Origin of the sequence: Tsukamurella sp. 8F (assembly GCF_029167375.1) — a bacterium.
GTDB lineage: Bacteria > Actinomycetota > Actinomycetes > Mycobacteriales > Mycobacteriaceae > Tsukamurella.
Window position 1 is genome coordinate 14401 of sequence record NZ_JARFTP010000018.1, and the last position, 25093, is coordinate 39493.

Sequence of the window (25093 nt, forward strand, 5' to 3'; positions counted from 1 at the left end):
CTCGGCCCCAACCGCGCCGGGTCCACAGGCGGCGGCGTACTCCGGAGCCGCTAGAGCCGGAACGACTCGGCGGCCGCCCGGACCCGGTTCACATGCGCTCGACGGGCGGTCTCGTCGGCAGCTCCCAGGTTCGACAGGTCGGCGAATCGCCCTGCGCTGCCGTCGATCTGCTCACGCAGAATGTCCATGTGTCCGAGGTGCCGGGCCGTCTCGATGGTCATATGAAGGAGGATCTGGCCGAGCGTCACGTCCGCTCGATCAGCAGGCCAATGCGGCACCGTCCCCGGAGCGTCGAGGCCCGCACCGGCAAAGGTCTCCAGGGCATGTCGCCACGCGGATTCGTACTGACACAGGATCAGCTCCCGGCTCTCCCCAGGCAGAGCCCACATGTCGGTATCGGGATCGTCCGCAGCATCCAACACCAGCGACACATCGAGCGGGCGCCCGAATGTCGCCCCGAAATATCCCGCTTCGCAGCAGGTCAGGTGTTTCACCAGCCCGAGGAGATTGGTGCCGGTCGGTGTCAGCGGGCGGCGGACGTCGTACTCCGAGGCCCCGTCCACCTTCCACACGACCGCCTCGCGCAACCGCGCGTACTGGCCGACGAGCAGGTCCTTGTCGAGATCGGTCATAGACGAACGGTAGGCCGCAGGCAGGCGCGCTACACGGCGTCCACGGAACCGAGCAGGTGGCGGAGCGCGCCGTCGAGCTCGGGGTTACGGAACCGATGTCCTCGCTCGAGCAGCACTTCGGGGCGCACGCGCTGGCTCGCGAATGCGAGATCGGCGGCGCCCTCGCGGCCGAGGAGTAGCGCGGGCCCGAAGGACGGCACCGGTATAGCGCGGGCCGGTGCACCGCGGCGGCGAGTACGCGGGTGTACTCGGCGTTCCGCACGACGCCGGGCGCGACCGCGTTGACCGGGCCCGACAACTCCCGGTCCCACAGGCAACGGTGATACACGTCGACGAGGTCGTCGATGCCGATCCACGGCTGCCACTGGCGCCCGTCGCCGAGCCTGCCGCCGAGACCGCTGCGGAACAGCGGCAGCAACATCCCCAGCGTCCCGCCCTGCGGCGACTGGACGATCCCCGTGCGAACGGCCACGACGCGGGCGCGGTCGCCGGCCCCGCTGCGAGCGGCGTCCTCCCACCGCTGGACCACCTCCTGGAGGAAGTCCGCGCGGCGCGGCGGGTCCGAGCGCTCGGTCAGGACCTCGTCGCCGCGATCCCGCCCGTAGAAGCCCACCGCGGACGCGCTGACGAACACCGGGACGCCCGCCGAGGCGGCAGCGGCGGCGAGCAACCGGGTCGGCTCGATCCGGCTCGACGCGACGAGTTCCTTGTGGCTGTCGGTGAAGCGGCCCGCGATCGACGCACCCGCGAGGTGGACCACAGCGTCTACGCCGTCGAGCACGGCCGGGTCGGGCGCCGCCGGATCCCACGCACGCTCCGACTCCGACCTGGGCGCGCCGCGGACCAGGGAGATCACGCGGTGGCCGCCCGTGCTGAGGAATGCCGACAGCGCGGAACCGACCAGTCCTGACGCGCCCGTGACCGCGACGGTCGCCGGCCGGAGACCGGCGTCGCGTGCGGCGTGGTGCGCAGCGAGGTCCCCCGCCAGGCGCCGGTACCGGAAGTCGACCGTCTGGGCGAGCAGGCGCTGTGGGACGGGCGTCTCGATCGAGTCGCCGACGCGGGTGCGCCCACCGTCGAGCGGCTCGAAATCGTGCACGTGCCGCCACGGCAGCACGCCCGCGGGCAGCGACAGGACACCGTCGGCGGCCACCTCGTCGACGAACCGTCGGCCCTCGACGTACGCTGCGGGGTCGTGCCGGGCGACCCACTGCAGCCCCGCGGGCAATCCGAGGACGGTGGCGCCGTCCGCGAGCGACGTCGCCTCCGAACGCAGCCGGACCGGCAGCCACGGCGCCATCAGACGCTGGAACGCACCTGGGCGGCCGAACCAGCCGAAGACCTCCTCGACGGGTTCACCTACGACGGACGATCGCCTGATGCCCATGCGTCCACCGTAACGCGGAAGCGTCAGGCGGGCGCCCCACCGGACTCGCGCACCGGCGGCAGCTTCGGGACGGGAAGGACGAGGGCACCCGGCGCACCATCGGGGACGATGGGCGACTGCGGCGCCGTAGGTGCGATGCGCGTGTACTCGGCGCCCTGCGGGGGCCGCGGGTCCTTCTCGCCCTTGTTCGGCCACAACGATGCGGCGCGCTCGGCCTGGGCTGCGATGGAGAGTGACGGGTTGACACCCAGGTTCGCCGAGATCGCGGCACCGTCGACCACATACAACGACGGGTAGTTGTGCACGCGGTGGTACGGGTCGATGACGCCGTGCTCCGGGTCCTCGGAGATCGCAGCACCGCCGAGGAAGTGCGCGGTCATGGGCACGTTGAAGATGTCACCCCAGGTGCCGCCGGCCACGCCGTTCAGCTTCTCCGCACCGATGCGTGCGGCCTCGTTACCCGCGGGGATCCACGTGGGATTCGGAGCGCCGTGCCCCTGCTTGGATGCCATGCGCCGCTTCTTGGTGCCGGGGATCTTCTTGGTGTAGGTGGTGATCGAGTTGTCGAGGCTCTGCATCACCAACAGAATCAGTACCCGCTGCCCCCAGTTCTTCTGGGCGAGAAGGAGCCTCAGGTCCGAGGGCTTCTCACGTAGACCCCTCCAGAACCCCGACAGGCGTGTGCGGCCCTCGCCGCCGTCGACGAGGAGCGACTGCAGCATGCCCATCGCGTTACGCCCCGGGCCGTAGCGAACGGGCTCGATGTGCGTGTCGGGAGTCGGGTAGAACGAACTCGTGATGGCGACGCCGCGCGACAGGTCGTTGCCCGGGTCGAGCGTGGTCTGCGCCGCACCGAGGATCGACTCCGAGTTGGTGCGGGTCAGCACGCCGAGGCGGTCCGACAGTCTGGGCAGGGCGCCGGTGTCCTTGAGCGAGTGCAGCAGCGTCTGGGTGCCCCAGGTGCCGGCCGCGAACACCACGTTGTCGGCGGTGTAGACGGTGCGGTTCTTGCGCGCCACGGCGCCGGTGCGAACCGTCGAAACCTCCCAGACACCCTTGCGTCCCTCGCGCAGGCCGGTCACGGTCGTCATGGGGATGAAGCGGGCGCCGCCCCGCTCGGCGAGGTGGATGTAGTTCTTCATCAGGGTGTTCTTCGCGCCGACGCGGCAGCCGGACATGCACTGACCGCACTCGGTGCAACCCGTGCGTGCGGGGCCGACGCCGCCGAAGAACGGGTCCTCGTCGGTGTGCCCCGGCTCGTTGAAGTACACGCCGACGGGGGTCTCGGTGTAGGTGTCGGCGACGCCCATCTCCTCCGCGATCTGCTTGATCACGCGGTCCGACGGGGTCTCGTGCGGATTCTTCACAACGCCCAGCATGCGTCGGGCCTGGTCGTAGAACGGGCTCAGCTCGTCGTCCCAGTCGGTGATGTCCCGCCACTGGGGATCGTTGAAGAACGGTGCCGGCGGCTTGTAGAGCGTGTTCGCATAGTTGAGCGAGCCGCCGCCCACGCCGGCACCCGCGAGCACCACGGCATCGTCGAGCAGGTGGATGCGCTGGATCCCGTAGCAGCCCAGCTTGGGAGCCCACAGGAACTTCCTCAGGTTCCAGGTCGTCTCGGCGAAATCCGAGTCCTCGTACCGGCGACCGGCCTCGAGCACGCCGACGCGGTACCCCTTCTCCGTGAGGCGCAGCGCGGTGACGCTACCGCCGAAACCCGAACCGATCACGATCACGTCGAAGTGATCACCCGTAGCCGTGGTGCCTGCCATGAATCTCCCTGCCTACGCGACGGACGCGGGAGGCTGAACCCCGCGCACTCGCGGGCAACAGTACTACTAAACCGCGCTCAATAAGAGGAGTCCATGCGGTTCAGTAGCCGCCGACGTTGAGCTCGACCTTCTGGAACTCCTTGAGATCCGAGTAGCCGGCCTTGGCCATCGCGCGGCGCAGGCCGCCGACGATGTTCAGCTGACCGCGGGCCTCGAACGTCGGGCCGTGCAGGATCTGCTCGAGCGCTGGGCGCTCCGTCGGGTCCTCCCCCAGCGGGCCGAGCTGGCTGGGCGCGACAGACCCGCGCGGGAGCGACGGGTGCGCCGCGGCCGACGGCCAATACCAGCCTTTGCCGGGCGCCTCGGTCGCCGCCGCGATAGGCGCGCCGAGCACGACGGCGTCGGCCCCACACGCGATCGCCCGTGCCACATCCCCGGACGTATGGATGTCACCGTCGGCGATGACGTGCACGTATCGTCCGCCCGTCTCGTCGAGATAGTCGCGCCGCGCTGCCGCGGCGTCCGCGATCGCCGTCCCCATGGGGATGCCGATGCCGAGCACGTCGCGGGTCGTCGTGGCACCCTCCACCGAGCCGTACCCGACGATGACCCCCGCGGCGCCGGTGCGCATCAGGTGCAGCGCCGTGCGATGGTCGGCGACGCCGCCCGCGACCACGGGTACGTCGAGCTCGCCGATGAACGTCTTCAGGTTGAGCGGGCTCTCGCCACCCACGTGCTCGGCGGAGATGATCGTGCCGTGGATGATCAGCAGGTCGATGCCCGCGGCAACGACGGTCGGCGTGAGCTCGGTCGCCCGCTGCGGCGACACCCGTACCGCGGTGGTCACACCCGCGTCACGAATCCGCTTGATCGCCGCCCCCAGGAACTCCGGGTCGATCGGCTCGCGGTGCAGCTCTTGCAGCCTGCGGATCGCGGAGACGCCCGTGAAGTCCTTCTCCGCCAGCTCGAGCACCTCGGCGATCCGGGCCTCCGGATCGCGATGACGCGCCCACAGCCCCTCGGCGTTGAGTACGCCCAGGCCACCCTGCCTGCCCAGCGCGATCGCGAAGTCCGGCCCGCCGACGGCGTCCGTGGGGTGCGCGACCACGGGGGCGTCGAACCGGTAGGCATCGATCTGCCAGGCCGTCGACACCTCCTTCGAGGAGCGCGTGCGGCGGGACGGAACGATGTTGATATCCGCCAGCTCGTACGTGCGTCGGGCCGTCCGGCCCATGCCGATCTCAACCAGGTCGCGCAACGCGAGTCCTTCCTGGGCGCGCCGATCGCGCGCCGTCGTGGGCCGACGACGGTGCCGCGGCCTCCTTCGATGACGCTCTAGCGGGCCGAGTAGTTCGGCGCCTCTACCGTCATCGTGATGTCGTGCGGATGCGATTCTTTCAGACCGGCGGCCGTGATCTGCACGAACTGGGCCCGGTGCAGTTGCTCGATGCTCGCCGCGCCCGTGTAGCCCATCGCCGCGCGCAGTCCGCCCTGTAGCTGGTGGATGACCTGCGACAGCGGGCCGCGGAACGGCACGCGGCCCTCGATGCCCTCCGGCACCAGCTTGTCCTCGGACAGCACGTCGTCCTGGAAGTAGCGGTCCTTGGAATACGACTTGCCCTGCCCGCGGCTCTGCATGGCGCCCAGACTGCCCATGCCGCGGTAGCTCTTGAACTGTTTGCCTCCGACGAGGATCAGCTCGCCCGGCGACTCCGCGGTGCCGGCGAGCAGCGAGCCGAGCATGGCCGTCGACGCGCCCGCCGCGAGTGCCTTGGCGACGTCGCCGGAGAACTGCAGCCCGCCGTCGGCGATCACGGGTACGCCGAGCGGTGCGCACGCCGCATTGGCCTCGAGGATGGCGGTGATCTGCGGGGCGCCGACACCCGCGACGACGCGCGTCGTGCAGATGGACCCCGGGCCTACACCCACCTTGACCGCGTCCGCGCCGGCCTCGACCAGCGCCGACGCGCCGGCGCGGGTCGCGATGTTGCCGCCGATCAGCTGGACGTCGTCGCCTATCTCGGCCTTGAGCTTCTCGATCATGTTGAGCACGCCGGACGAGTGACCGTGCGCGCTGTCGACGACGAGCACGTCGACGCCGGCGTCGTGCAGAGTCATCGCGCGGGTCCACGCGTCGTCGCCCACGCCTACCGCCGCGCCGACCAGCAGCCGGCCGTCGGAGTCCTTGGTGGCGTCGGGATGCTGCTCGGTCTTGACGAAGTCCTTGACGGTGATGAGACCGGTCAGGTGGCCCTGTCCATCGACGATCGGCAGCTTCTCGATCTTGTGGCGGCGCAGAAGCCCGAGGGCGGCCTCGGCGGTGACGCCCTCCTGCGCGGTGACCAGTGGCGCCTTGGTCATGACCTCGGCCACCGGCCGGTCGAGATTGACCTCGAAGCGCATATCGCGGTTGGTGATGATGCCGACGAGCGTCCCGTCTGGCGCGGTGACGGGCAGGCCCGAGATGCGGTAGCGGGCGCACATGTCGTCGACCTCGCGCAGTGTGTGCTCCGGCGAGCAGGTGACGGGATTGGTGACCATCCCGGCCTCGGAGCGCTTGACGGTCTCCACCTGCTGGGCCTGCGCGTCCACCGACACGTTGCGGTGCAGGACGCCCATGCCGCCGTTACGGGCCATCGCGATGGCCATCCGCGCCTCCGTGACCGTGTCCATCGCGGAGCTGATGAGCGGGACCTTGAGGGTGATCTCGCGCGTGAGGCGCGTGGAGGTGTCGACGGCGGACGGGACTATGTCGGATGCGGCCGGGACGAGCAGGACGTCGTCGAAGGTCAAGCCCAGCATCGCGACCTTGTCGGGGTCGTCTCCGCCGGTGCGGACGGGTCGGGGGTGGCCAGGCAGCGTCATGCGTTCCATGGTATCCGGCGCGTGTAACTGGCGAGAAAGCCCGGCTCCTGCGTACCGTAAGGGTGTGCGTAACAACCTGCCTCCCGGGCTGCCGCCGGATCCGTTCGCGGACGACCCGAGCGATCCGACCGCGGCACTCGACTCGATGGACCCCGGCCAACCGCTCGATCCCGCGGAGCGTGCCGCCGTCGAGGAGGACCTGGCAGACCTGTCCGTATACGAGGCACTGCTGGCCCACCGCGGCATCCGCGGGCTGGTGATCTGTTGCGACGACTGCCAGGAGGATCACTACCACGACTGGGACATGCTGCGCGCGAACCTGCTCCAGCTGCTCGTCGACGGCACGGTCCGACCGCATGAGCCCGCGTTCGATCCGAGTCCCGACTCCTATGTCACGTGGGACTACTGCCGCGGCTATGCAGACGCCTCGATGAACATCGCGGACGAGGAGGACTGACCTCCACAGCGCGACATACTCCACAGCACGGCATACGACGGGACCCCGGCACCGACCAATGGTGCCGGGGTCCCGTCGTATGTGAGCTCAACGCGGCGCGGTGGTCCGCTTCGGCACGGTCGTCGTGATCGGCCCGGTGGTCTGCGCATCCGCGCTGGGACCACTCGTGACGGTCGGCTCCGTCGTGGTCGTCGGAGCATCGGTCCGGGACGGTGTCTGCCGCGGCGAGGTCGGGTGCTTCGAGGTCGGCGCGCGCAGCACCCGGGGATCGACCGTGCTGGTCTCCACCGGCGCCGTCGGACCGGCGGTCGAGGGCAGACGGTCCGACGGGTCCCGGCCCGGATTCGGCACGCCGGCGGCGGTGGGGCCGCCGCCCTCGGTGCCCGGCAACTGCGGACGCGACTCCGGCCCCGGCTCGCGGGTGGGGTTGTCCGGCCGCGAGGCCGCCGACGACGGTGCCGTGCCCCCGGGAGTGCCGACGGCCGCCTCGAGGTCGCGGACCTGCTGCTCGAGCTGCGCCCGTACACCCGCGTCGCGGACGGTCCTGCTCTTCGCCTTGGCCTGCGCCAGCGCGGTACGCACGGCCGCCGTGTCGCCGGAGTCGAGCGCTGCCGACGCCTGTCCGAGCTGAGCCTTGGCCGCCGACGTCGCGAGGGTCTCGCTCGCCTGCTGCGCGAACATGGCCTGCTTGGCATCCCACAGGGAGTCGCCGGGCTGCGCCTTGTGTACGAACACGCCTCCGGTGACCGCGACCGCGACGAACGCGGCTGCGGCGCCCGCGATGATCTGGAATCTGCGAGCAGACCGTCGCCTGGACGTCTGCACCGGCGCGGCGAGCACCTCGTCGACGGTGGGCTTCTGCGGGACGGGGCTGGTGACGATCTCGTCACGCCAGTCGGCAAGCAGCGATGCGAGCGCATACTCGGCGGGAGTGTCGGTGGAGACGGTGCCGCCGCCGGCGATGGCGTCGAGCAGCGCATCGTCTCGACGCACCGCCGTCATATCGACGGGTTCATCCTCGCGGATGCGGTCGACGAAGCCGGTGTCCTCCGCCGCGAACCGGCCGGTCCGGCCGTCCGGGTGCATCGGACGGATCGGCGGACCCTGACGGTGTGCAGCGGTGCGCTCGGGCCCGTTCGGGCCTACGCCGTCCGGACCCTGCCCGGACGGGTACTGACCGCCGGGACCCGGACGGTCGGGCCGCTGGCCCCGCCGACGCGGATCGTCACGCCCCTCGCCCACTGCTCTCACCTTCTCTCATCAGCTCGTTCTTCAATCTGCTCAATGCTCTGTGCTGCGCGACTCGGACGGCACCAGCGGTGCCGCCCACGACGTCGGCAGTCTCCTCGGCCGACAACCCGACCACCACCCTGAGGATGACGATCTCGCGCTGTTTCTCCGGCAGGATCTGCAGCAGCAGCTGCATCCGCCGGCCGGCGTCCGAGTCGAGGGCGAGCGCTTCCGGCCCGCCCTCAGTCGACACCGTCTCCGGTATGTCGTCCACCGGATCCGCTTTGTTACGACCTGCACTCCGGAATCCGTCCGCCACCTTGTGCGCCGCGATGCCGTAGACGAAGGCCATGAACGGGCGTCCCTGGTCCTCGTAGCGAGGTAGTGCGGTCATGACGGCCATGCACACCTCCTGCGCGATATCGTCCGCGGACATCGAATGGCGGTCGAAGGCCCCGACCCGGGCCCGGCAGTAACGCACGACCGGGGGACGGATGCTCTCGAGTACGTCGGCGAGCGCCTTACGGTCGCCACGCGTCGCCGCGAGGACCGCCCGGTCCAGCTCCTCACCTGCCAGATTCATCGCCTGTGTCTACCCCGCCGTTACATCCTCGTCGTCGCTCGTGACCGAGCCCACCCAATCGTCACATCCCGCACGTGCGTATCACGCGTATCGCGAGAAATCCGCTCCGCGTGCCGTGAGCACCGCAACGACGCTATCCGCTTCCCAGTCGAAACGGTTGCGCGACTCACCGTCGGTCAGAGCGGCCGCGAGACGCGCACCGGCCCACTGTAGAGGACGCAAGTCGTGAGCGACGGACACTTCATGCCCCCGTAGGGCGAGCTCCAGGGCAGTGGCACTATCGCCTCCCCCAGCGACCGCAGCTGCTCTGACCAGCAGGGTCTTGGCGTGATGCCGTGGCCTGGCAACGCCCGGATCGGCATCCGCAAGCGCCTTCGCCGCCGCCCTCGCACCGGGCCCGTCGCCGGAGTAGACGGCGGTCTCGGCCGCGACCCAAGTGCATCGCAGGGCCGCACGATCGAGCGTCCACCACGGGCCCTGCGGCCCGCGATACGCCGCGATACGCGCGCGGGCGCGCGCGATGAGAGTGTGTGCGAGCGCGTACCGCCCCGTGCCGAGGGCATCGGCCGCGAGGCCGACGAGCCCGTCCACCGCGAAGGCCCGCGCCACCGGATCGGCATCGTCGGCCATCCCGGCGAGCGCGGCGACGGCGGCACCGTCGACGGCCGACGCGAGACGGTGGCGGCCGGTCTGGCGGAGCATCGACGCCTCGAGGCACCGCGCCGCCGAGCTCCATACCCCCGGTCCCCGCAACTGTCCGACGGCCGTCCGCGCAGCGGCGAACGCGCCCTCGCCGGCAGACGCCACGCCCTTCGCCCACGCGCCGTGTGCCGGCACCCACTCGCCGGCATCGCCCACGGCTGCCCCGAAGGCCGCGGCGATATCGCCGGGGCTGGCGGAATCGGACATCCACGCGGCAGTTTGCAAAGAATTAACCTCCGGTCCGCCGCCGATCGGAACGTCCTGAGCCGACGGATTTCAGGCTTCGACGATACCCGCCCGGCGAGTGCCGCCCGCCGCACACCGCGCGCCGCGAGCCTCTGAGAATCGCCCGAGAATGGGCTTTCACCTGCGCTTTCCCTTTCGTGAGACAGGTCACGTGCCGCCACCGAACATGCTGGTCCCGGCCCCCGCCACTACCTCATCGGTTGTGTGAAATCAACGTTAATTCTCGCGCCTATCGGCTATTCATCCCATCGGTTGGGGGAGGTTGACCGCGTCAACATCGTTTGCATACGGTGATCGAGCGACCGGAACAACGGAGTTTCCTCAGCACCATTCACCGCCCGGCGGTCTGTATCAACGCCGGCGCCCCCACGGCTCACGCCGAATGAGTGTTATAGGAGTGATCATGCCTGCGCCGAATCACCTGCCTGGACCGAATGCGGATCTCTGGGACTGGCAGATGCACGGCCGCTGCCGCGGGATCGACAGCTCGGTCTTCTTCCACCCGGACGGCGAACGCGGTCGCGCCCGTGCTCAGCGCGAGCGCCGGGCCAAGGAGCTGTGCCGAGAGTGTCCCGTGTTGCTGCAGTGCCGTGAGCACGCCCTCGCCGTCGCCGAGCCCTACGGGATCTGGGGCGGGTTGTCCGAGACCGAGCGCGCGATCCTGATGAAGCGCCCGCGCCGCCGCGTAGCCGGCTGACCCACCGCCCCGGGTGATCTGCGACGGGTTGTAGTTACATGGCCTCATGTCCCTCGACCGTCGGGCCGCGCACCGCGACCTGATCGCCCTGTCCGCCCCGATCGCGGGGACGCAGCTCGCGACCGTGGTGATCTCGTCCACGGACGTGGCTCTGATGGGCGGCCTCGGGGTCACCGCGCTTGCCGCCGGCGGTCTCGCCGTCACTGTGTTCAACCAGGTCAGAACGATGGGTGTGGGACTTCTGACGCCGGTCGGAAACGAGGTGGCGGTCGCCCATACGCTTCCCGATGCCGGTCGCACCGAAGATCGCCCCGCCGATTTCCACGCGCGTGACGCCGCGGTCCGCGGCGCTGTCCGCGCCGGGTTCCTGGTCTCCACCGTCGCCGCCCTCCTCGGCATCGCGGTCATCGTCGGCGTGGGCCTGCTGCTGCCACTCCTCGGCCAGGACGCTCAGGTGGCCTCCGGCGCGTGGCCGGCGCTGCTCGCGTTCGCCCCCGGCCTGCTCCCCTACTTCTGGTTCCAGTGCCTGCGGCAATACACCGTGGGTATGCGCCGCCCGCGCGCCCTGCTACTCATCACCGTCGCATCGATCGCTCTCAACGCCGCGGTGAGCGCGGGGCTGGCGTACGGGCTGGGAATGGGCGTCGTCGGCATCGCGCTCGGCACGACGGTCGTACAGGTGGCGACGCTGGCCTGGTTCGGGGCGGCGGTCCGCCGCGACGCCGAGCTCGCGCCGCTGCTCGCCGTCGACGTATGGCACGCCGACCGCGCGGCAACGATCCGCCTGCTGCGGCTGGGGGTCCCTACAGCCGCGACGTACGGCAGCGAGGCCGGTTTGTTCTCGGTGCTCGCCCTGTTGATGGGGGTCATCGGGCCCGAAGCCCTCGCCGCGCATACGGCCGCGTATCAGATCATCTTCCTGGTGTTCCAGGTGGCTATCGGCCTCAGCCAGGGCGGTTCGATCCTGGTGTCGCGGGCCGTCGCGCAGCGTGATCCGGCCACGGCCCGCGACGTGGCGCGAGCCGCGCTGACCACAGTGACGGCAGTGGTCGCCGTGGTCGGTGCCGTCTACCTGATGGTCCCGGGGCCGGTCATCGCCGCGTTCACAGGCGGCGCGGACACGGCGACGCGGGACGTCGCGGCGTCGCTGCTGCTCGTCGGAGTGGTCATGCAGTTCGCCGACGCCGCGCAGAACATCGGCGTCGGCATGCTCCGCGGGCTGGCGGACACGGCGGCCGCGTTCCGCATCTCGGTGGTCGGCTACTGGCTCGTCGGGCTGCCGCTTGCAGTACTACTCGCGTTCGGCGCCGGGCTCGACGGTCCCGGCATCTGGCTCGGCCTCACCGCCGGCCTCGCGACCACCGCCGTCCTCCTGCACCGCAGATTCGCCCGCACCCTAGCGCGCCTCGCGCCTGGATGATCCCGCTCGGCCCGGGATACTCACACGAGCGGTCCCGCGGCGATCCGCGCAGCGGTGACGGCCGCCGCCTCGTCGGTACCCATCGCGTCCCAGTACGAGTCGACGAACCACGTGTAGCCGGCCTCAGCCAGCTCAGCGCCCCGCTCGACTGCCCGCGCCCGCTCCCGAAGCGGATGCCCGGTCTCGGCAACGATGTCGTACGGTCCGTGAAGGCCCGCCTCCGCGCGCAGGTCGAGCACCTCGCGTGCCGCACCCGCGAGCTCGGCGACCGTCGGCTCGTACTCCGCCGCAACCGCGCCCGCTCCCGGCGGCGCGATGTTCGGCAGTAGCCCGTCGCACCGCGCAGCCCGCGCCATCGACCGGCGGGCCCCTGCCAACCCGACGCACCAGATGGGGATGCCGGGGCGCTGCACCGTGGGCGGCGGCGCGAACGCAGCGGGATCCGGCGGCCGCACGTGATGATGCCGTCCCTCGTAGGTGAAGGGCTCACCGGACCACAGCCCGCGCAGGATGTCGATGTTCTCATCGACCAGCTCGGCGCGGGTGCGCCGGCCCTCGTCTGGCTCGAACGCGGTCCATGCGGGCATTACGGCACCCAATCCCACCGGGAGGATCACTCGTCCGCCGGACAACAGGTCCAGCGACGTGGTGACCCGCGCGAGATCCCAGGGTCGCCACCGCGAGAGTGGCGTGAGCATGGTGCCCAGCCGGATCCGCTCTGTCGCGACCGCTGCGGCGCTCAGCGCCACCCATGCGTCGAGTCCCGACACCGACTCCCATGAGAAGACGGCGTCCCACCCCGCCTCCTCGGCCTCGCGGGCGGCCGCAGCGAAACGGCGTGGGTCCTTGTCCGTGACGACGATCCCGTACTTCATGCCCGAACGGTAGACCCGACCACCGACATGTTTCCGGCCCGAGCACCCGAGACGACGAAACCCCCGCTCACACGAGGTGAGCGGGGGTTTCGCGAAGGGGGCGCCTATCAGTGCGCGTGCCCGGCATGCGGGTCCGCGGCCTCCTCCTCCGGCTTGTCGACGACGGCCGACTCGGTGGTGAGGATCATCCGCGCGACCGACGCGGCATTGACCACTGCGGAGCGGGTCACCTTGACCGGGTCGATGACTCCGTCGGCCACGAGATCGCCGTACTGCAGCGTTGCGGCGTTGAAGCCCTTGCCGCTGTCCGCCACGGTGTTCACCACTACGGAGCCGTCCTCGCCGGCGTTGGTGGCGATCCAGAACAGCGGCGCGCGCAGGGCCTTGCGGAACGCCCGGACGCCCAACTGGTCGTCGCCGGACGTGGCGTCCTCCAGCTCGGCGAGCTGCTCGGACACCTTGACCAGCGCGGTGCCACCGCCGGAGACGATGCCCTCCTCGACCGCGGCGCGGGCCGCCGACACCGCGTCCTCGACGCGGTGCTTGCGCTCCTTGAGCGCGGTCTCGGTGTGGGCGCCGACGCGGACCACCGCGACGCCACCGGCCAGCTTCGCGAGCCGCTCGGAGAGCTTCTCCCGGTCCCAGTCGGAGTCGCTGGCCTCGATCTCGGCCTTGAGCTGCTTGACGCGCTGCGCGATGTCCGCCGAGGAACCCGCACCGTCGACGATGGTCGTCGAGTCCTTGGTGACCTCGACACGCCGGGCGGTGCCCAGCAGGTCCAGGCCCGCGGTCTGCAGCGTCAGCCCGAGATCCGCGTTGATCACGGTCGCCTTGGTGACGATCGCGAGGTCCTCGAGGAACGCCTTGCGGCGGTCACCGAAGAACGGGGCCTTGACGGCCACGGCCTTGATCGTCTTCCGCAGGGTGTTCACGACCAGGGTGGACAGGGGCTCGCCCTCGACATCCTCCGCGATGATCACCAGCGGCTTGCCGGTCTCCACGACCTTCTCCAGCAGGGGCAGGAAGTCCGGCAGCGAGGAGATCTTGTCCCGGTACAACAGGATCAGGGGATCGTCGAAGACGACCCGCTGGGTCTCGAGGTCGGTGACGAAGTTCGGCGAGATGTAGCCCTTGTCGAACTGCACGCCCTCGGTGACCTCGACATCGGTCTCGACGCCGGAGCTCTCCTCGACCGTGACGACGCCGTCGGCGCCGACCTTGTTCATCGCGGACGCCACCATGTCGCCGATCTCCGCGTCACGCGAAGAGACCGTCGCGACCTGTGCGATGGCGCGCTCACCGTCGACCGGAGTCGCCTGCGCGAGCAGGATCTCCGACGCCTTGTCGGCTGCCGCGCCGATGCCCCGCCCGAACGCGATGGGGCTGGCGCCCGCGGCCACGTTGCGGAGACCCTCCTTGACCAGTGCCTGCGCGAGAACGGTGGCGGTCGTGGTGCCGTCGCCCGCCACATCGTTGGTCTTGGTCGCGACGGACTTCACCAGCTGGGCGCCGAGGTTCTCGAAGGGATCCTCGAGTTCGATCTCCTTGGCGATGGTCACGCCGTCGTTGGTGACGGTCGGACCGCCGAAGGCTTTGGCCAGCACGACGTGCCGGCCACGCGGGCCCAGAGTGACCTTGACGGCGTCGGCGAGCTGGTCGACGCCGCTTTCGAGGGCGCGCCGCGCGTCCTCATCGAATGCGATCTGCTTAGCCATATTGCTCCTTCATGTACAGAACGCCCCGGGCCGTGCGCCGCGGCCGAAGGACCGGTGCGCGGGCGCGGGGCGTTCTGCGAGGTATCGGCAGTGCCTTGTTCGGGCGCTTACTTGCCGATGACGGCGAGCACGTCGCGCGACGAGAGCACCAGGTACTCCTCGCCGCCGTACTTGAACTCGGTACCGCCGTACTTGCTGTACAGGACGGTGTCACCCTCGTTGATCCCGGTGGGGATGCGGGTGCCCTGCTCCGTGATGCGGCCCTCGCCGACGGCGACGACGGTGCCCGTCTGCGGCTTCTCCTTGGCCGTGTCCGGAATGACCAGGCCGGATGCCGTGGTGGTCTCGGCCTCGGTGGCCTGAACCAGGATCTTGTCGTCAAGCGGCTTGATGTTCACGCTTGCCACGTTGCGCCTCCATGTGGGTAGCTGTAGTTCTTCTCGGTCGGCCCTCGGTCACGGCCGTCGTCGCGGGTGCCGGCGTCACCGTGTGCAGCAGGCGTGTGACCCCCTGCACGAACCATCTAGCACTCTACCCACGTGAGTGCTAGCACTCAAGGGAGGGCCGGAGCAGAATCTCCGAGCGAGACCACGGCACCGTCCGAGACCCGGTAGCCGAGCGCGCAATACCGGTCCACCAGGTCCGCATCGTGGCTGATCACGACGATGCCGATGCCGTCGGCGCGGGCCAGCTCGGTGAGACACGTCATCACCTGCTCAGCCGCCGCATAGTCGAGCGCCGAGGTCACCTCGTCGCACAGCAATACGCGCGGGCGCGCCGCGAGTGCCCGGGCGACGGACGCACGCTGCCGCTGCCCGCCGGACAGCTCGTTCGGTGACCGCGCGGCGAGGTCCGGTTCGAGGCCGACGCGGGCGAGCAGGGCGGTCACGGCATCGTCGCCTGAGGGCGCACCGGCCAGCATCGCGACCCGCGCGATCGACGCGCCGACGGTGCGCCGGGGCTGCAGGCTCGCGAGCGGATCCTGCGGGATCACCTGGATCAGCCGCCGGACCGCGGCCGGCCGCCGGGCGGACAGCACCTTGCCGTCGAGCTCGATGCGCCCGGCGACCGTGGTCCCGTCGGCGAAGCCCGCGAGGGCGCGCGCGAGCGTCGTCTTGCCGGCGCCCGACTCGCCCACCAACGCCGTGAGCACCCCCGCCGGAACATCGAGATCGGCGTCGGCCACCACGGCCGCGCGCCGGCGCCGGACCGTCAGCCCCCGCGCGGTCAGCACCGCGTCCCCGGGCGCCGCGTCACGCGCGGGTGCGTAGTCGGCCCGCCCCGAGCGGGACGCCCCGGTCACGTCGACGACGCCGTCCGCATGCAGCGCGAGATAGTCGACGTCGTGGCCGGACACGACCACGGTTCGGCCCGCATCCGCGCGGGAGCGCAAGAGCGCGACCAGCGCGTCGGCGCGGGCGCGGTCGAGCCCCGCGAAGGGCTCGTCGAGGAGCAGCACCGGGGTGTCGCGGCCGACCGCCCGGGCGACGGCGACGCGCCGCCGTTCGCCGCCCGACAACTCGCCTGCGCGGCGCTCGAACGCGGCCTCGGGCACGCCGAGCGTCGCGGCCGCCTCGGCCGCGAGCGGCGCGGCGAGCAGACTCCGAACCCGCGTCGCGACGGGCAGCGCGAGCCCGGCGTCCTGGCCGACCAGCGTCACGCGCGTGCGGCGCAGCCGGCGGAGTTCGGTCCCCGCCAGCGCCAGCGGCGCACCGCCCCCGACGGCCACCTCTCCGCGCAGGCAGTCCACCTGCGGCGCGACCTCGCCGACGAGCGCCGAGAGCAGCAGCGTCTTGCCCGAGCCCGAAGGCCCGGTGAGCAGCGTGACGGTGGCAGGCTCGGCGTCGAGGTCGTATCGGCGCTCGACGCCGTCGGGCGTACGCAGACACAGGTCCGCCACGTGTACGCCGGATTCGGCGGCGTCCACGGCCTCGGACGACGCCGGCAGCGGGGCGGACGTGCGGCGACGCGGGGCCGCCCGGCGAACGACGAGGAGCCGCACCGCCACGGTGATCCCGACGATTCCGGCCACCGGCGCCACCGCGGCCCACGGGTTGAGTCCCAGGCCCGCGCCGACCGCCGACCGCGTCATCGATGCCCAGTTCACATCGCCGAGCGCGCCCGTTAACCCCAGGAAGACCGCTGTGCTGACCATGTAGACGCACGAGACGAATCGGATCACGAACTGCTCGAGCGCGGTGTCACGGAGGTTGGGTGCGACCTCGCGCCACGCGAGCCCCCACATCGACTCACCGTTGTTCACCGCCACCTCGACGTAGCCGGTGTGGGCCAGGCCGTCCGCGGCGGCATGGAACACGACGACGCAGTAGGGCGTGCCGAACAACAGCGCCACCAGTGCGAAACCGATGAGATGCAGGTCCGGGAAAGCCACTAGCAGGACCAGCATCCCGAGCACGGGCGGCAACAGGATGATCACCGTCGCGACCGCCGAGACGACCGAGCCGAGGCGCGGACGCAGCGCGGCGACCACGCCGACCAGCAGCGAGACACCGGTGAGGACCACGGCGAGCACGAGGCACAGGGCCGTGATACCGGCGCCGCCCACCAGGAATCGGGAGAGCACGTCGCGCCCGAGCTCGTCGCCGCCGAGTGGCGCTCCCGGCCCGGGTGGGCCGAAGGGCTCGGTCACGGGCAGCGACGGGTCGTGGGGCGCGAGCAGCGGCGCCACCAGAACGAGCCCGAGGAGCGTCAGGCAGACGACGCGGGCGACGATCCGGGCCAGTGAGCTCCGGCGGTCCCTCATATGCGCCTCCCTCGATTGCCCCACGCGCGCAGCAGATCGGCACCGATCAAGGCGAGCGTCATCACGGCGGCCATGAGGAGGACGACGGTGGCGGCGAGCGCCGCGTCCCGGTCGCTGATCGCGCCGGACAGCACCGACCCGAGGCCGGGATAGTTGAAGAGGGTCTCGACGACGACGGTCCCGCCGAGCAGCGGGCTGAACGACACTGCGAGGGCCGCGGCGACGGTGGGCGCGGCGGCGGGAGCGAGGTGGCGCGTGAGGATCTCCGTCGGCGTTGCCCCGTCGAGGCGCGCGGCGCGCGCTCCCGGAAGGGCGTCCGCCTCGGCCAGCGCCGCGGCGACCACGCCGACGTTGCGAGCCGCGACCGGCAGAGCGAGCGCCAGCATCGGCAGCACCAGCATCGATGCCGACGCCGGCCCACCGCCCGGGCCGGGCACGGTGACCGTCGGGAGCCAGGCGAGCCAGACCCCGAACACGAGCGTGAGGGCCACACCGAGGGCGAATTCGGGGATCGCGAGGAAGAGCCCGGTGAGGACGTCGACGCCGCGCGCGACCGGACCCCCGGGCCGTGCGTGGGCGAGCAGCCCGCCCGCAAGCGCGAGCACGGTGCCGAGCGCCATCGCGCCGACGGCCAGCAGCAGCGTCGCCGGGACCCGGCGCCCGACGACGTCGGCGATCGGCTCACCTTGGTGGCTGACGCCGAAGTCCCCCCGCAGGACCCTGCCCAGCCACACGGCACACTGCACCGGCCACGCCCGGTCGACGCCCAGGGCGTGCGCGGTCGCCGCCGCGTCCGAGGCCGAGACGTCCCGGCCGACAAGTTGCCCCACACCGTCGCCGGGCAGCATGCTGAGCAGCCAGAAGGTGAGCACCACGACGACCAGGAGCGTCGCGATCCGTAGCGCCAGCGACCGCCCGATCGCGACCGCGGCGCCGCTCACGACGAGAGCCAGACCTTCTCGAGCTGCACGCGGCCGTAGCCGGTGATGGTGGGCACGCCGTGCACGTTCGCCTTGGTGACGTCCACTCCGTCGGCTAGCCCCCAGGACACGTACGGGCCCCGTTCGAACTCGATCTGCTGCAGCTTCTCGAACGCGGCGTCCTGCTCCTGGCCGTGGCCGTGCGCGAGCAGGTCCGCGTACGTCCGGTCGTATTCGGGATCGTTGAACTTCGTCTCGTTCGCCGACGATGTGGATGCGAGGATCTTGCCCGCGTAGAACACGATCGAGTCGTTCGTCCCCCAGCTGACGGTCATGAGGGACGCCTGCGGAGTCTTCCAGTACTTGTCGTAGAAGACGGACGGCTCCTGCGCGCTGACGTCGATCTGCAGCCCGATGTCGCGGAGCTGGGTCGCCGCCAGCCGCGCGGACGCCACCTCGCCGAACGTCTCGTCCTTGGTGTACAGGGTGTACCGCTTGGAAGTGTCGAACTTCGCCTCGGCCAGCAGCCGCTTCGCGTCCTCGACATCGCGTCGACGCACCAGCGAGTGGTCCAGCTTCGGATCACGCACGCCCAGTACGTCGTTCGCGGCGGCACCCCAGCCCGAGTAGACCTGCTTGACCATGGCATCGCGGTCTATGCCTTTCGCGACCGCCTGGCGGACACGCGGATCGGCGAACGGTCCGTCGGACGCACGCATCGCGAGCATGACATTGGTGTCGTCCCGCCGCCGGACGACGGCCAGGTCCTTGCGGCCTGCCACCGCACGTCCGGCGAGCGGCCCCACCGCGCTGGCGAGATCGATCTGACCCGAGGTGACGGCGTTGGCGAGAGCCTGGGTGTCGGCGAACGGCGTGACGGTGATCGCGTCCACGTAAGGGCGCCCGCCGTACCATTGGTCGTTCGCCCGCAGCCGCGCGGTGCCATCCGTGTAGGACTCGAGGACGAAGGGGCCGGTACCGGGCGAATCGGTGATGAGGCCGGGCGAACCCTCCTTCATCACGAACGTCATGAACCGCAGCAGCAGTGGGAGCTGGCTGTTCGGTGTCTTGGAGACCAGCTTCACCGCGTGCGGCCCGGCCACCTGGATGTCGTCGGGCTCGACGGGAACCTTCCAGTCGCCGCCGGGCTTGCCGTGTAGGCGGCGCAGGGAGAAGACGACGTCCTCGGGACGCACCGGGCTGCCGTCGTGGAAGACGGCACCATCGGCGATGGTGAAGGTCCACTCCCGCTGAGTCGGGTCCGACACCCAGGACTTCGCGAGGCGCGGCGCGACAGGCTCGCTCTCCGCGGGAACCGTGAGGGGGTCGAATACCAGCGAATGGATGAGGTTGTCACTGTCGTTGCGCAGCAACATGTGTGGATCCCGCTGCTGCTTCGACGCGGTCCCGACCGCGCCCACACGTAGCGTGCCTCCGCGGCGCGGCGGCCCGGCCTGGGTCGACCCCGAGGGCGTGCCGGAGCCGCCGGCTCCGCAGGCGGCGAGCGCCACCAGTCCCGCCGTGGAGGCCATCGCCCCCAGTGCACCACGCCGTGTCAGTTCGATACTCATCGCTAATCCTCGGATCCGCTCGTGGGCCGCTCCGGCCCCGGCGCCACCGTAGCAGCATGGTTAGCCTCACCATCAGTGACGGAACGCGCCCTCACTGTGCGAGCGGCCACATATCAGTCAAATTGCTAATGATTATCGTTTGCGATAGTTTTTCTGGCGTGCCGAACCGACTCCGCCTCCTCGTCCCCATCGCGCTCGCCTCGCTTCTAGCGGTGTCGGCTTGCGACACAGCACGTTCCCCACACGGGCCCACGGATACCTTCACGGTGATCGACACCGAGGAACTGGGCGGCCTTTCGCCGTTGCTCGGCCACGGCGACAACGGTGAGTCGAAGATCTACGAGGGCCTGTACCGGGTGCAGGAGGGGCAGGACGACCGGATCCCCGATGCCGTCCCGGTATTGGCGGTCGACGCGCCGGAACCCGTCGGCGGGGACCTGGCCCACTGGAGGGTGCACACGCGCACCGGCGTCACCTTCTCCGATGGGACTCCCTTCGGACCCGCGGACGTCGCGGCCACCTACAACGCCGTCGTCGACCCCGCCTTCGCATCGCCGATCGCCGCGCAGTTCGACTTCATCGAGTCGGTCCAGCAGAGCGGCCCCGACACGGTCGACTTCCACCTCACCGGGCCGTACGGCGATGTGCCGCACCGTCTCTTCCTATCGATCGCGCCCGCGCGCTACTTCCGCGAGAAGGTGCCGGCGGACCGCTCGCCGCTCGCAGACCACCCGATCGGCACGGGCCCCTACGTGCTCGAATCGCTGCGTCCCGACCAACTGGTGCTTCGGGCACGTGCAGATCACCGCGACGGCACGCCCGCCGTGAAGCGGTTCGTGGTGCGCCGCACCGACGACGACCGCGCCCGCGCCGCGCAACTGCGCGCCAGCGCCGACGGCACCCGTCTCCCAGCCGAGCTCGCAGGCGCCGTCGCCAAGGACGGCTACCGCACAGTGACCGCGAAATCCGGTGACTGGCTAGGGATCACACTGCCTAGCGGGAACCGGGTCGCCGGAGACCCGGCCGTGCGACTCGCCCTGAACCTCGCCGTCGACCGGCAAGCGATGGTGCGCGACATCCTGCACGGCGGGGGCACGCCCGTCTCGACGCTGGTCACATCGCGATACGGCGCCGCCTACGACCGCGCGTCCGAGTTCCCCTTCGACCCCGCGCAGTCCGAGCGCACTCTCGAAGCAGCCGGATGGCGGAAGGGCCCCGACGGGATACGCGCCAAAGACGGTGTGCGAGCCGCCTTCCCTGTTGCGTACTACCCCACCGAGGTCGTCCGCCGCGACCTGACGATGGCGACCGTCGCCGCCGCCCAACGGGTCGGCGTCGAACTCGAACCCGTGCCGGTCGAGAAGTCGACGATGACGGCGTCATACCTCACCAAGACGTCGTTCCTGCTCGGCGGAGGAGGCCAGCCCTACACGCTCGACTCGCAGCTGTATCCGAAGCTGCACTCGAAGTACGCGGCACCCGGCGTGGGGTCCAAGTGGGACAACGTCTCCGACTACACCGACCGCGACGTCGACCGGGCGCTGGACGCCGCCCGTGTCGAGACGGACCCGGCCGAGCGGAACGCCCTCTACCGCGAGGTCCAGGTCGCCTACCGCAGAAACCCCGGCCTGCTCGCCCTGGTATCGGAGAACCACACCTATGTGCTGCGCCCCGGCGGATGGAAGGTCGGGCCGACCGCCCTCGAACCGCACACGCACGGTGTGGCATGGGGGCCGTGGTACTCACTCAGCCGGTGGACGCGGTGACCCTGTCTCCCACGGTCGCCCGTGTCGCGCGACTGACCCGCCGCCGGCTGGCCTTCGCGCTGCCGCTCGTGGTCGCGATATCCGCCGTGACATTCGCGCTGGCATGGGCGAGCCCGTTCGACCCGGTGGACGGCTATCTCGGTGATCGCGGCGACGGCTATACCGACGTCCAGCGCGAGGAGCTGCGCACACGACTAGGTCTCGACGAGGGCTGGGCGAGCGCCTGGTGGCACTGGCTCGGTGGGCTGCTGCACGGCGACCTCGGGTTCTCCCGCGCATATCACGAGCCCGTGACTCAGGTCCTCTCGGAGCGCTTCGGCTGGTCGATGCTGCTCGGCGTCGCCGGCGGTGGCGTGGCGATCGTCGTCGCGCTCGTCCTCGGCATCGCCGCGGGTATCGATCGCGGCGGGCCCGTCGATCGGGCTATCGGTGCGGTCGCCGTGCTGCTGCAGTCGCTGCCACCGTTCGTCCTGCCTCTCGGCTCTATACTGCTGATATCGACTGTGGGCCTGACTCTTCCGGTATCCGGTGTATCGGAACCGGGTGCGGACCCAACGGTGGCGTCCGCTGCGGGCCACCTCGTGGTGCCCGCACTGGCGCTCGGCCTCTCGCAGACCCCGTGGCTGATCCAGGGATTGCGGGAATCCATGGTGCGCGCCGCGTCCACCGATGCGGTGGCCGGCGCCCGCGCCCGCGGACTGCCGCGGCGCGCGATCGAGTTCGGCCACGTGCTACCCGCGGCGATCGCCCCGTTCCTGGCTCTGGCCGGCGGCCGGATGCCGGAGCTGCTGGTCGGCGCCACGGTCGTCGAGACCGTCTTCGCCTGGCCGGGCCTGGGCGAGGCTACTGTGGAATCGGCACGCGCGCTGGACTTCCCGATGCTCGCCGTCATAGCCGTGTCATCGACAGCGGTCGTGCTGATGGGCAATCTCGCCGCCGACGCCGCGGCGGTCGCCATCGACCCGAGGATCGCGGACGATGGCTGAGCTCTCCACCCCACGCCGCTTCTCCGTGCCCGTCGTCGTGCAGCGCTTGCGGCCTGCACCCACGGCGGCGCTGCTGGTGCTGTTCGTCCTCGCGCTGTTCGCGACGCTCGGACCCGCACTCACGTCCGCCGACGAATCACTCGTCGACTTCGCCTCTGCGGGAACGGCTCCCAGCGGCGCGCATCCGTTCGGAACCGACGGCACGGGCCGCGATCTGTTGGCGATGGTGGCCGTCGCGATGCGGGTCTCACTGGGAATCGCCCTGGTAACGGCCGCCGTATCGACGGTCGTCGGCGTCGTCGTGGGCCTGATCGCCGGGCTGCTCGGCGGCTGGTGGGACCGGATCGTGATGCGCATCGCCGACGCCTTCACGGCACTCCCGAGCCTGCTGCTGTCCATCCTCATAGTGGCGATGTTCTCCGGATCGGTGCCTGCGATCATCGTCTCGCTGGTGCTCACCCACTGGACGGCCGTCGCCCGCGTGGTCCGCACCGAGGTGCTGCCCCTGCGCGACGCCGAGTTCGTGCAGGCGGCGCGGCTCGCAGGGGTGCCCAGCCACCGTATCGCCCGGATCCACCTCCTGCCGGTGGTCGCCGGACAGGCCGCTGTAGGTGCGGTATTCCTTGTAGCCCACGCGATCTGGCACGAGTCGACGCTCTCCTTCCTCGGGCTGGGACTACCGGCACACCGCGCCTCCCTGGGCACCCTGCTCTCGGACGCCCAGGAGGCGCTGCTCCTCGGCCAGTGGTGGCGACTGCTGTTCCCGGCCGGGGCGATAATCGCGGCCACGCTCGCGCTCGCGGTGCTCGGCCGTGCGGGCGCCTCCGGCACCGCGCGAGGAGACCGTGGTGGCGCAGCCGCTGGGAGTCACGCATGACCACGCCCACGACCCTCGATGTCTCGGGTCTCACCGTACGGATCCCGCTGCGCCGCGGCGGTACGGTCCACGCCGTCACGGATGCCTATCTCACCGCCTCGGCGGGCCGACTCCACTTCCTGGTCGGCGGGTCCGGCTCGGGGAAGTCGACGCTGATGTCGACCATAACGGGGCTACTCCCCCGCTCGGCCGTCGTGTCCGGGAACGTATCGGTGACCGACGAATCGGGGACGGTCCTCACCGGCCCGGAGCTCTGGCAGCGGCGCGGGCGCACCGTCGGCGTCGTGCCGCAGTCGGCCATGACCTGCTTCACCCCCGTCCGCCGCCTCGGTCCACAGCTCGCCGAGACGGCGAGGTACGCCCGCGGTGAGCGCTCCCCGGCCGAGCTGCTCGACCTCGTCGAGCTCGATCGCTCCGCCCTCCGGCGGTATCCGCACGAGCTCTCCGGAGGCATGGCCCAGCGGGCGGCGATCGCGGCTGCCCTGGCCGGCGACCCACAGGTGATCATCGCCGACGAGCCGACGTCGGCGCTCGATCCGGAGCTGTCGACGTCCGTCGTCTCGCTACTGAGCGACCTCGCCGGTACCGGTCGCATCGTCATTGCTGCGACCCACGACCTGGCGTGCATCACCGGTGACACCGCAGACATATCGGTCATGTGTGCGTCGCGGGTGGTCGAATCCGGTCCGGCACGCCGCGTGCTGGACCGGCCTCGGCACGAGTACACCCGTGACCTGCTCGCGGCGCTGCCCGAGAACGGGCTCACGCCGCTTCCCCACCCACTACCCGATCTCGTCGACCTCCCCGACGACTACCGCTACGGAGACACCATCGTATGAATCCCGACCTCGACAAGGGCCTTGCGGGGCAGCACCTCTCGTTGCGTCGGGGCGGCGTTGCGGTCGTCTCCGACATCGACGTCCACGTCGCGCCGGGCGAGATCGTCGGGCTCACGGGGCCGTCCGGCGCAGGCAAGACGTCCCTGCTGCGGGTGCTCGCCGGACTCACCCGGCCGACGACAGGGACGGTGACGGTCGACGGTGCGACCGCCGCCCCCGGAGACGGGTCACGCGCCGTGCTGTTCCAGTCGCCACGACGTTCCTGCGACGCGCGCCTGACGCTGCGGCGCTCCATCGAGGTGTGCGCGCGCGGTTCGCTCGACGCGGCGGAGCTGTCCGGTGTCGTCGGCCTGCCCGCGGCTCTGCTGGACCGCCGGCCGCCCGAGGTCTCGGAGGGGCAGCTCCAGCGCGCGGCGCTCGCACGGGCGCTGGGCGGCAGGCCGAGATATCTGCTCTGCGACGAGCCGACCTCCGCGCTGGACCCCGCCGCGTCCGCAGCGGTGGCCAGGGCGATCCGTGACGTAGCGCGGACGGGCGTCGGCGTGCTCTTCGTCACTCACGACCTGCCCCTCGCGGATGCGTGCTGCGACCGAATCCTCCGGATCTCCGATGGGAGCGTGTCGTCTGACCAGCAGCGCGACCGTACGTACGCGTAAACCTATCGCCGATCACGAATATTGTTGCAATAAAGCATATCTCGGGCGTAACGGAGTTAACCCAACCACATTCATTGCGTCCACGTAACAATGAAGTTAGGCTCACCTACAGCCCAGGACCTCCCCTGGAGAC

At 70.6% G+C, this 25093-nt stretch carries 21 protein-coding genes and 1 pseudogene; 8 read left to right on the top strand and 14 right to left on the bottom strand.

Annotated elements, in window-relative coordinates; translation table 11 throughout:
- Nucleotides 1-50 precede the first annotated feature (50 nt).
- The 5 genes and pseudogenes from P0W64_RS14515 to guaB form a co-directional block, all read right to left on the bottom strand.
- Nucleotides 51-632: a DinB family protein gene (locus tag P0W64_RS14515; RefSeq protein ID WP_275480856.1), complete on the bottom strand. Its 582-nt coding sequence runs from the start codon at nucleotides 630-632 to the stop codon at nucleotides 51-53.
- Between the two features lie 29 nt (nucleotides 633-661).
- A pseudogene (locus tag P0W64_RS14520) lies at nucleotides 662-2019 on the bottom strand (TIGR01777 family oxidoreductase).
- Between the two features lie 23 nt (nucleotides 2020-2042).
- Nucleotides 2043-3791, bottom strand: a complete 1749-nt coding sequence (locus P0W64_RS14525; protein WP_275480857.1) for a GMC family oxidoreductase — start codon at nucleotides 3789-3791, stop codon at nucleotides 2043-2045.
- Nucleotides 3792-3891: 100 nt separating this feature from the next.
- Nucleotides 3892-5049: a GuaB3 family IMP dehydrogenase-related protein gene (locus P0W64_RS14530; protein WP_275480858.1), complete on the bottom strand. Its 1158-nt coding sequence runs from the start codon at nucleotides 5047-5049 to the stop codon at nucleotides 3892-3894.
- Nucleotides 5050-5126: 77 nt separating this feature from the next.
- Nucleotides 5127-6656 carry an IMP dehydrogenase gene (gene guaB, locus P0W64_RS14535; RefSeq protein WP_275480859.1) on the bottom strand — a complete coding sequence of 510 codons (1530 nt, stop codon included), beginning with the start codon at nucleotides 6654-6656 and terminating at the stop codon, nucleotides 5127-5129.
- A gap of 64 nt (nucleotides 6657-6720) precedes the next feature.
- Here guaB and P0W64_RS14540 point away from each other — a divergent pair, with 64 nt between their 5' ends.
- Complete coding sequence (locus P0W64_RS14540) at nucleotides 6721-7113, top strand: DUF5319 domain-containing protein (RefSeq protein WP_275480860.1); 393 nt, start codon at nucleotides 6721-6723, stop codon at nucleotides 7111-7113.
- 87 nt (nucleotides 7114-7200) lie between these two features.
- Here the strand turns inward: P0W64_RS14540 and P0W64_RS14545 are convergent, their stop codons facing one another.
- From P0W64_RS14545 to P0W64_RS14555, 3 genes are all read right to left on the bottom strand, one after another.
- A complete protein-coding gene (locus tag P0W64_RS14545) occupies nucleotides 7201-8364 on the bottom strand; it encodes an anti-sigma-D factor RsdA (RefSeq protein WP_275480861.1) in 1164 nt (387 codons plus the stop codon).
- Complete coding sequence (locus P0W64_RS14550; protein WP_275480862.1) at nucleotides 8339-8926, bottom strand: sigma-70 family RNA polymerase sigma factor; 588 nt, start codon at nucleotides 8924-8926, stop codon at nucleotides 8339-8341. Before P0W64_RS14550 ends, P0W64_RS14545 begins: the two co-directional genes overlap by 26 nt.
- 81 nt (nucleotides 8927-9007) lie before the next feature.
- Nucleotides 9008-9835: a hypothetical protein gene (locus tag P0W64_RS14555; RefSeq protein ID WP_275480863.1), complete on the bottom strand. Its 828-nt coding sequence runs from the start codon at nucleotides 9833-9835 to the stop codon at nucleotides 9008-9010.
- A 442-nt stretch (nucleotides 9836-10277) separates the two neighbouring features.
- Between P0W64_RS14555 and P0W64_RS14560 the strand changes: the two genes are divergently transcribed.
- On the top strand, nucleotides 10278-10571 hold the full coding sequence (locus P0W64_RS14560) for a WhiB family transcriptional regulator (protein ID WP_275480864.1): 294 nt from the start codon (nucleotides 10278-10280) through the stop codon (nucleotides 10569-10571).
- Nucleotides 10572-10617: 46 nt separating this feature from the next.
- The gene (locus tag P0W64_RS14565; protein WP_275480865.1) at nucleotides 10618-11991 is read left to right on the top strand and encodes an MATE family efflux transporter; all 1374 of its coding nucleotides are present in this window, start codon (nucleotides 10618-10620) and stop codon (nucleotides 11989-11991) included.
- Nucleotides 11992-12011: 20 nt separating this feature from the next.
- Here the strand turns inward: P0W64_RS14565 and P0W64_RS14570 are convergent, their stop codons facing one another.
- The 6 genes from P0W64_RS14570 to P0W64_RS14595 all read right to left on the bottom strand — a co-directional run bounded on the left by P0W64_RS14570 (nucleotide 12012) and on the right by P0W64_RS14595 (nucleotide 19836).
- On the bottom strand, nucleotides 12012-12866 hold the full coding sequence (locus P0W64_RS14570) for an LLM class flavin-dependent oxidoreductase (protein WP_275480866.1): 855 nt from the start codon (nucleotides 12864-12866) through the stop codon (nucleotides 12012-12014).
- A 107-nt stretch (nucleotides 12867-12973) separates the two neighbouring features.
- Nucleotides 12974-14581 carry a chaperonin GroEL gene (groL, locus tag P0W64_RS14575; RefSeq protein WP_275480867.1) on the bottom strand — a complete coding sequence of 536 codons (1608 nt, stop codon included), beginning with the start codon at nucleotides 14579-14581 and terminating at the stop codon, nucleotides 12974-12976.
- 107 nt (nucleotides 14582-14688) lie between these two features.
- The gene (gene groES, locus P0W64_RS14580; RefSeq protein ID WP_275480868.1) at nucleotides 14689-14988 is read right to left on the bottom strand and encodes a co-chaperone GroES; all 300 of its coding nucleotides are present in this window, start codon (nucleotides 14986-14988) and stop codon (nucleotides 14689-14691) included.
- Nucleotides 14989-15134: 146 nt separating this feature from the next.
- A complete protein-coding gene (locus tag P0W64_RS14585) occupies nucleotides 15135-17345 on the bottom strand; it encodes an ATP-binding cassette domain-containing protein (RefSeq protein WP_275480869.1) in 2211 nt (736 codons plus the stop codon).
- On the bottom strand, nucleotides 17342-18286 hold the full coding sequence (locus P0W64_RS14590) for an ABC transporter permease (RefSeq protein WP_275480870.1): 945 nt from the start codon (nucleotides 18284-18286) through the stop codon (nucleotides 17342-17344). The genes P0W64_RS14585 and P0W64_RS14590 overlap by 4 nt, the downstream gene beginning before the upstream one ends.
- Nucleotides 18283-19836, bottom strand: coding sequence for an ABC transporter substrate-binding protein (locus P0W64_RS14595; protein WP_275480871.1), 1554 nt, complete (start codon nucleotides 19834-19836; stop codon nucleotides 18283-18285). The genes P0W64_RS14590 and P0W64_RS14595 overlap by 4 nt, the downstream gene beginning before the upstream one ends.
- A gap of 158 nt (nucleotides 19837-19994) precedes the next feature.
- Between P0W64_RS14595 and P0W64_RS14600 the strand changes: the two genes are divergently transcribed.
- The 5 genes from P0W64_RS14600 to P0W64_RS14620 are packed head-to-tail and all read left to right on the top strand — an operon-like array spanning nucleotide 19995 to nucleotide 24960.
- Nucleotides 19995-21602, top strand: a complete 1608-nt coding sequence (locus tag P0W64_RS14600) for an ABC transporter substrate-binding protein (protein ID WP_275480872.1) — start codon at nucleotides 19995-19997, stop codon at nucleotides 21600-21602.
- Entirely contained in the window at nucleotides 21563-22588 is a 1026-nt protein-coding gene (locus tag P0W64_RS14605) for an ABC transporter permease (protein WP_275480873.1), read from the top strand. The genes P0W64_RS14600 and P0W64_RS14605 overlap by 40 nt, the downstream gene beginning before the upstream one ends.
- Entirely contained in the window at nucleotides 22581-23465 is an 885-nt protein-coding gene (locus P0W64_RS14610) for an ABC transporter permease (RefSeq protein ID WP_275480874.1), read from the top strand. The genes P0W64_RS14605 and P0W64_RS14610 overlap by 8 nt, the downstream gene beginning before the upstream one ends.
- Nucleotides 23462-24304: an ATP-binding cassette domain-containing protein gene (locus P0W64_RS14615; RefSeq protein ID WP_275480875.1), complete on the top strand. Its 843-nt coding sequence runs from the start codon at nucleotides 23462-23464 to the stop codon at nucleotides 24302-24304. The genes P0W64_RS14610 and P0W64_RS14615 overlap by 4 nt, the downstream gene beginning before the upstream one ends.
- The gene (locus P0W64_RS14620) at nucleotides 24301-24960 is read left to right on the top strand and encodes an ATP-binding cassette domain-containing protein (protein WP_275480876.1); all 660 of its coding nucleotides are present in this window, start codon (nucleotides 24301-24303) and stop codon (nucleotides 24958-24960) included. The genes P0W64_RS14615 and P0W64_RS14620 overlap by 4 nt, the downstream gene beginning before the upstream one ends.
- Nucleotides 24961-25093 lie beyond the last annotated feature (133 nt).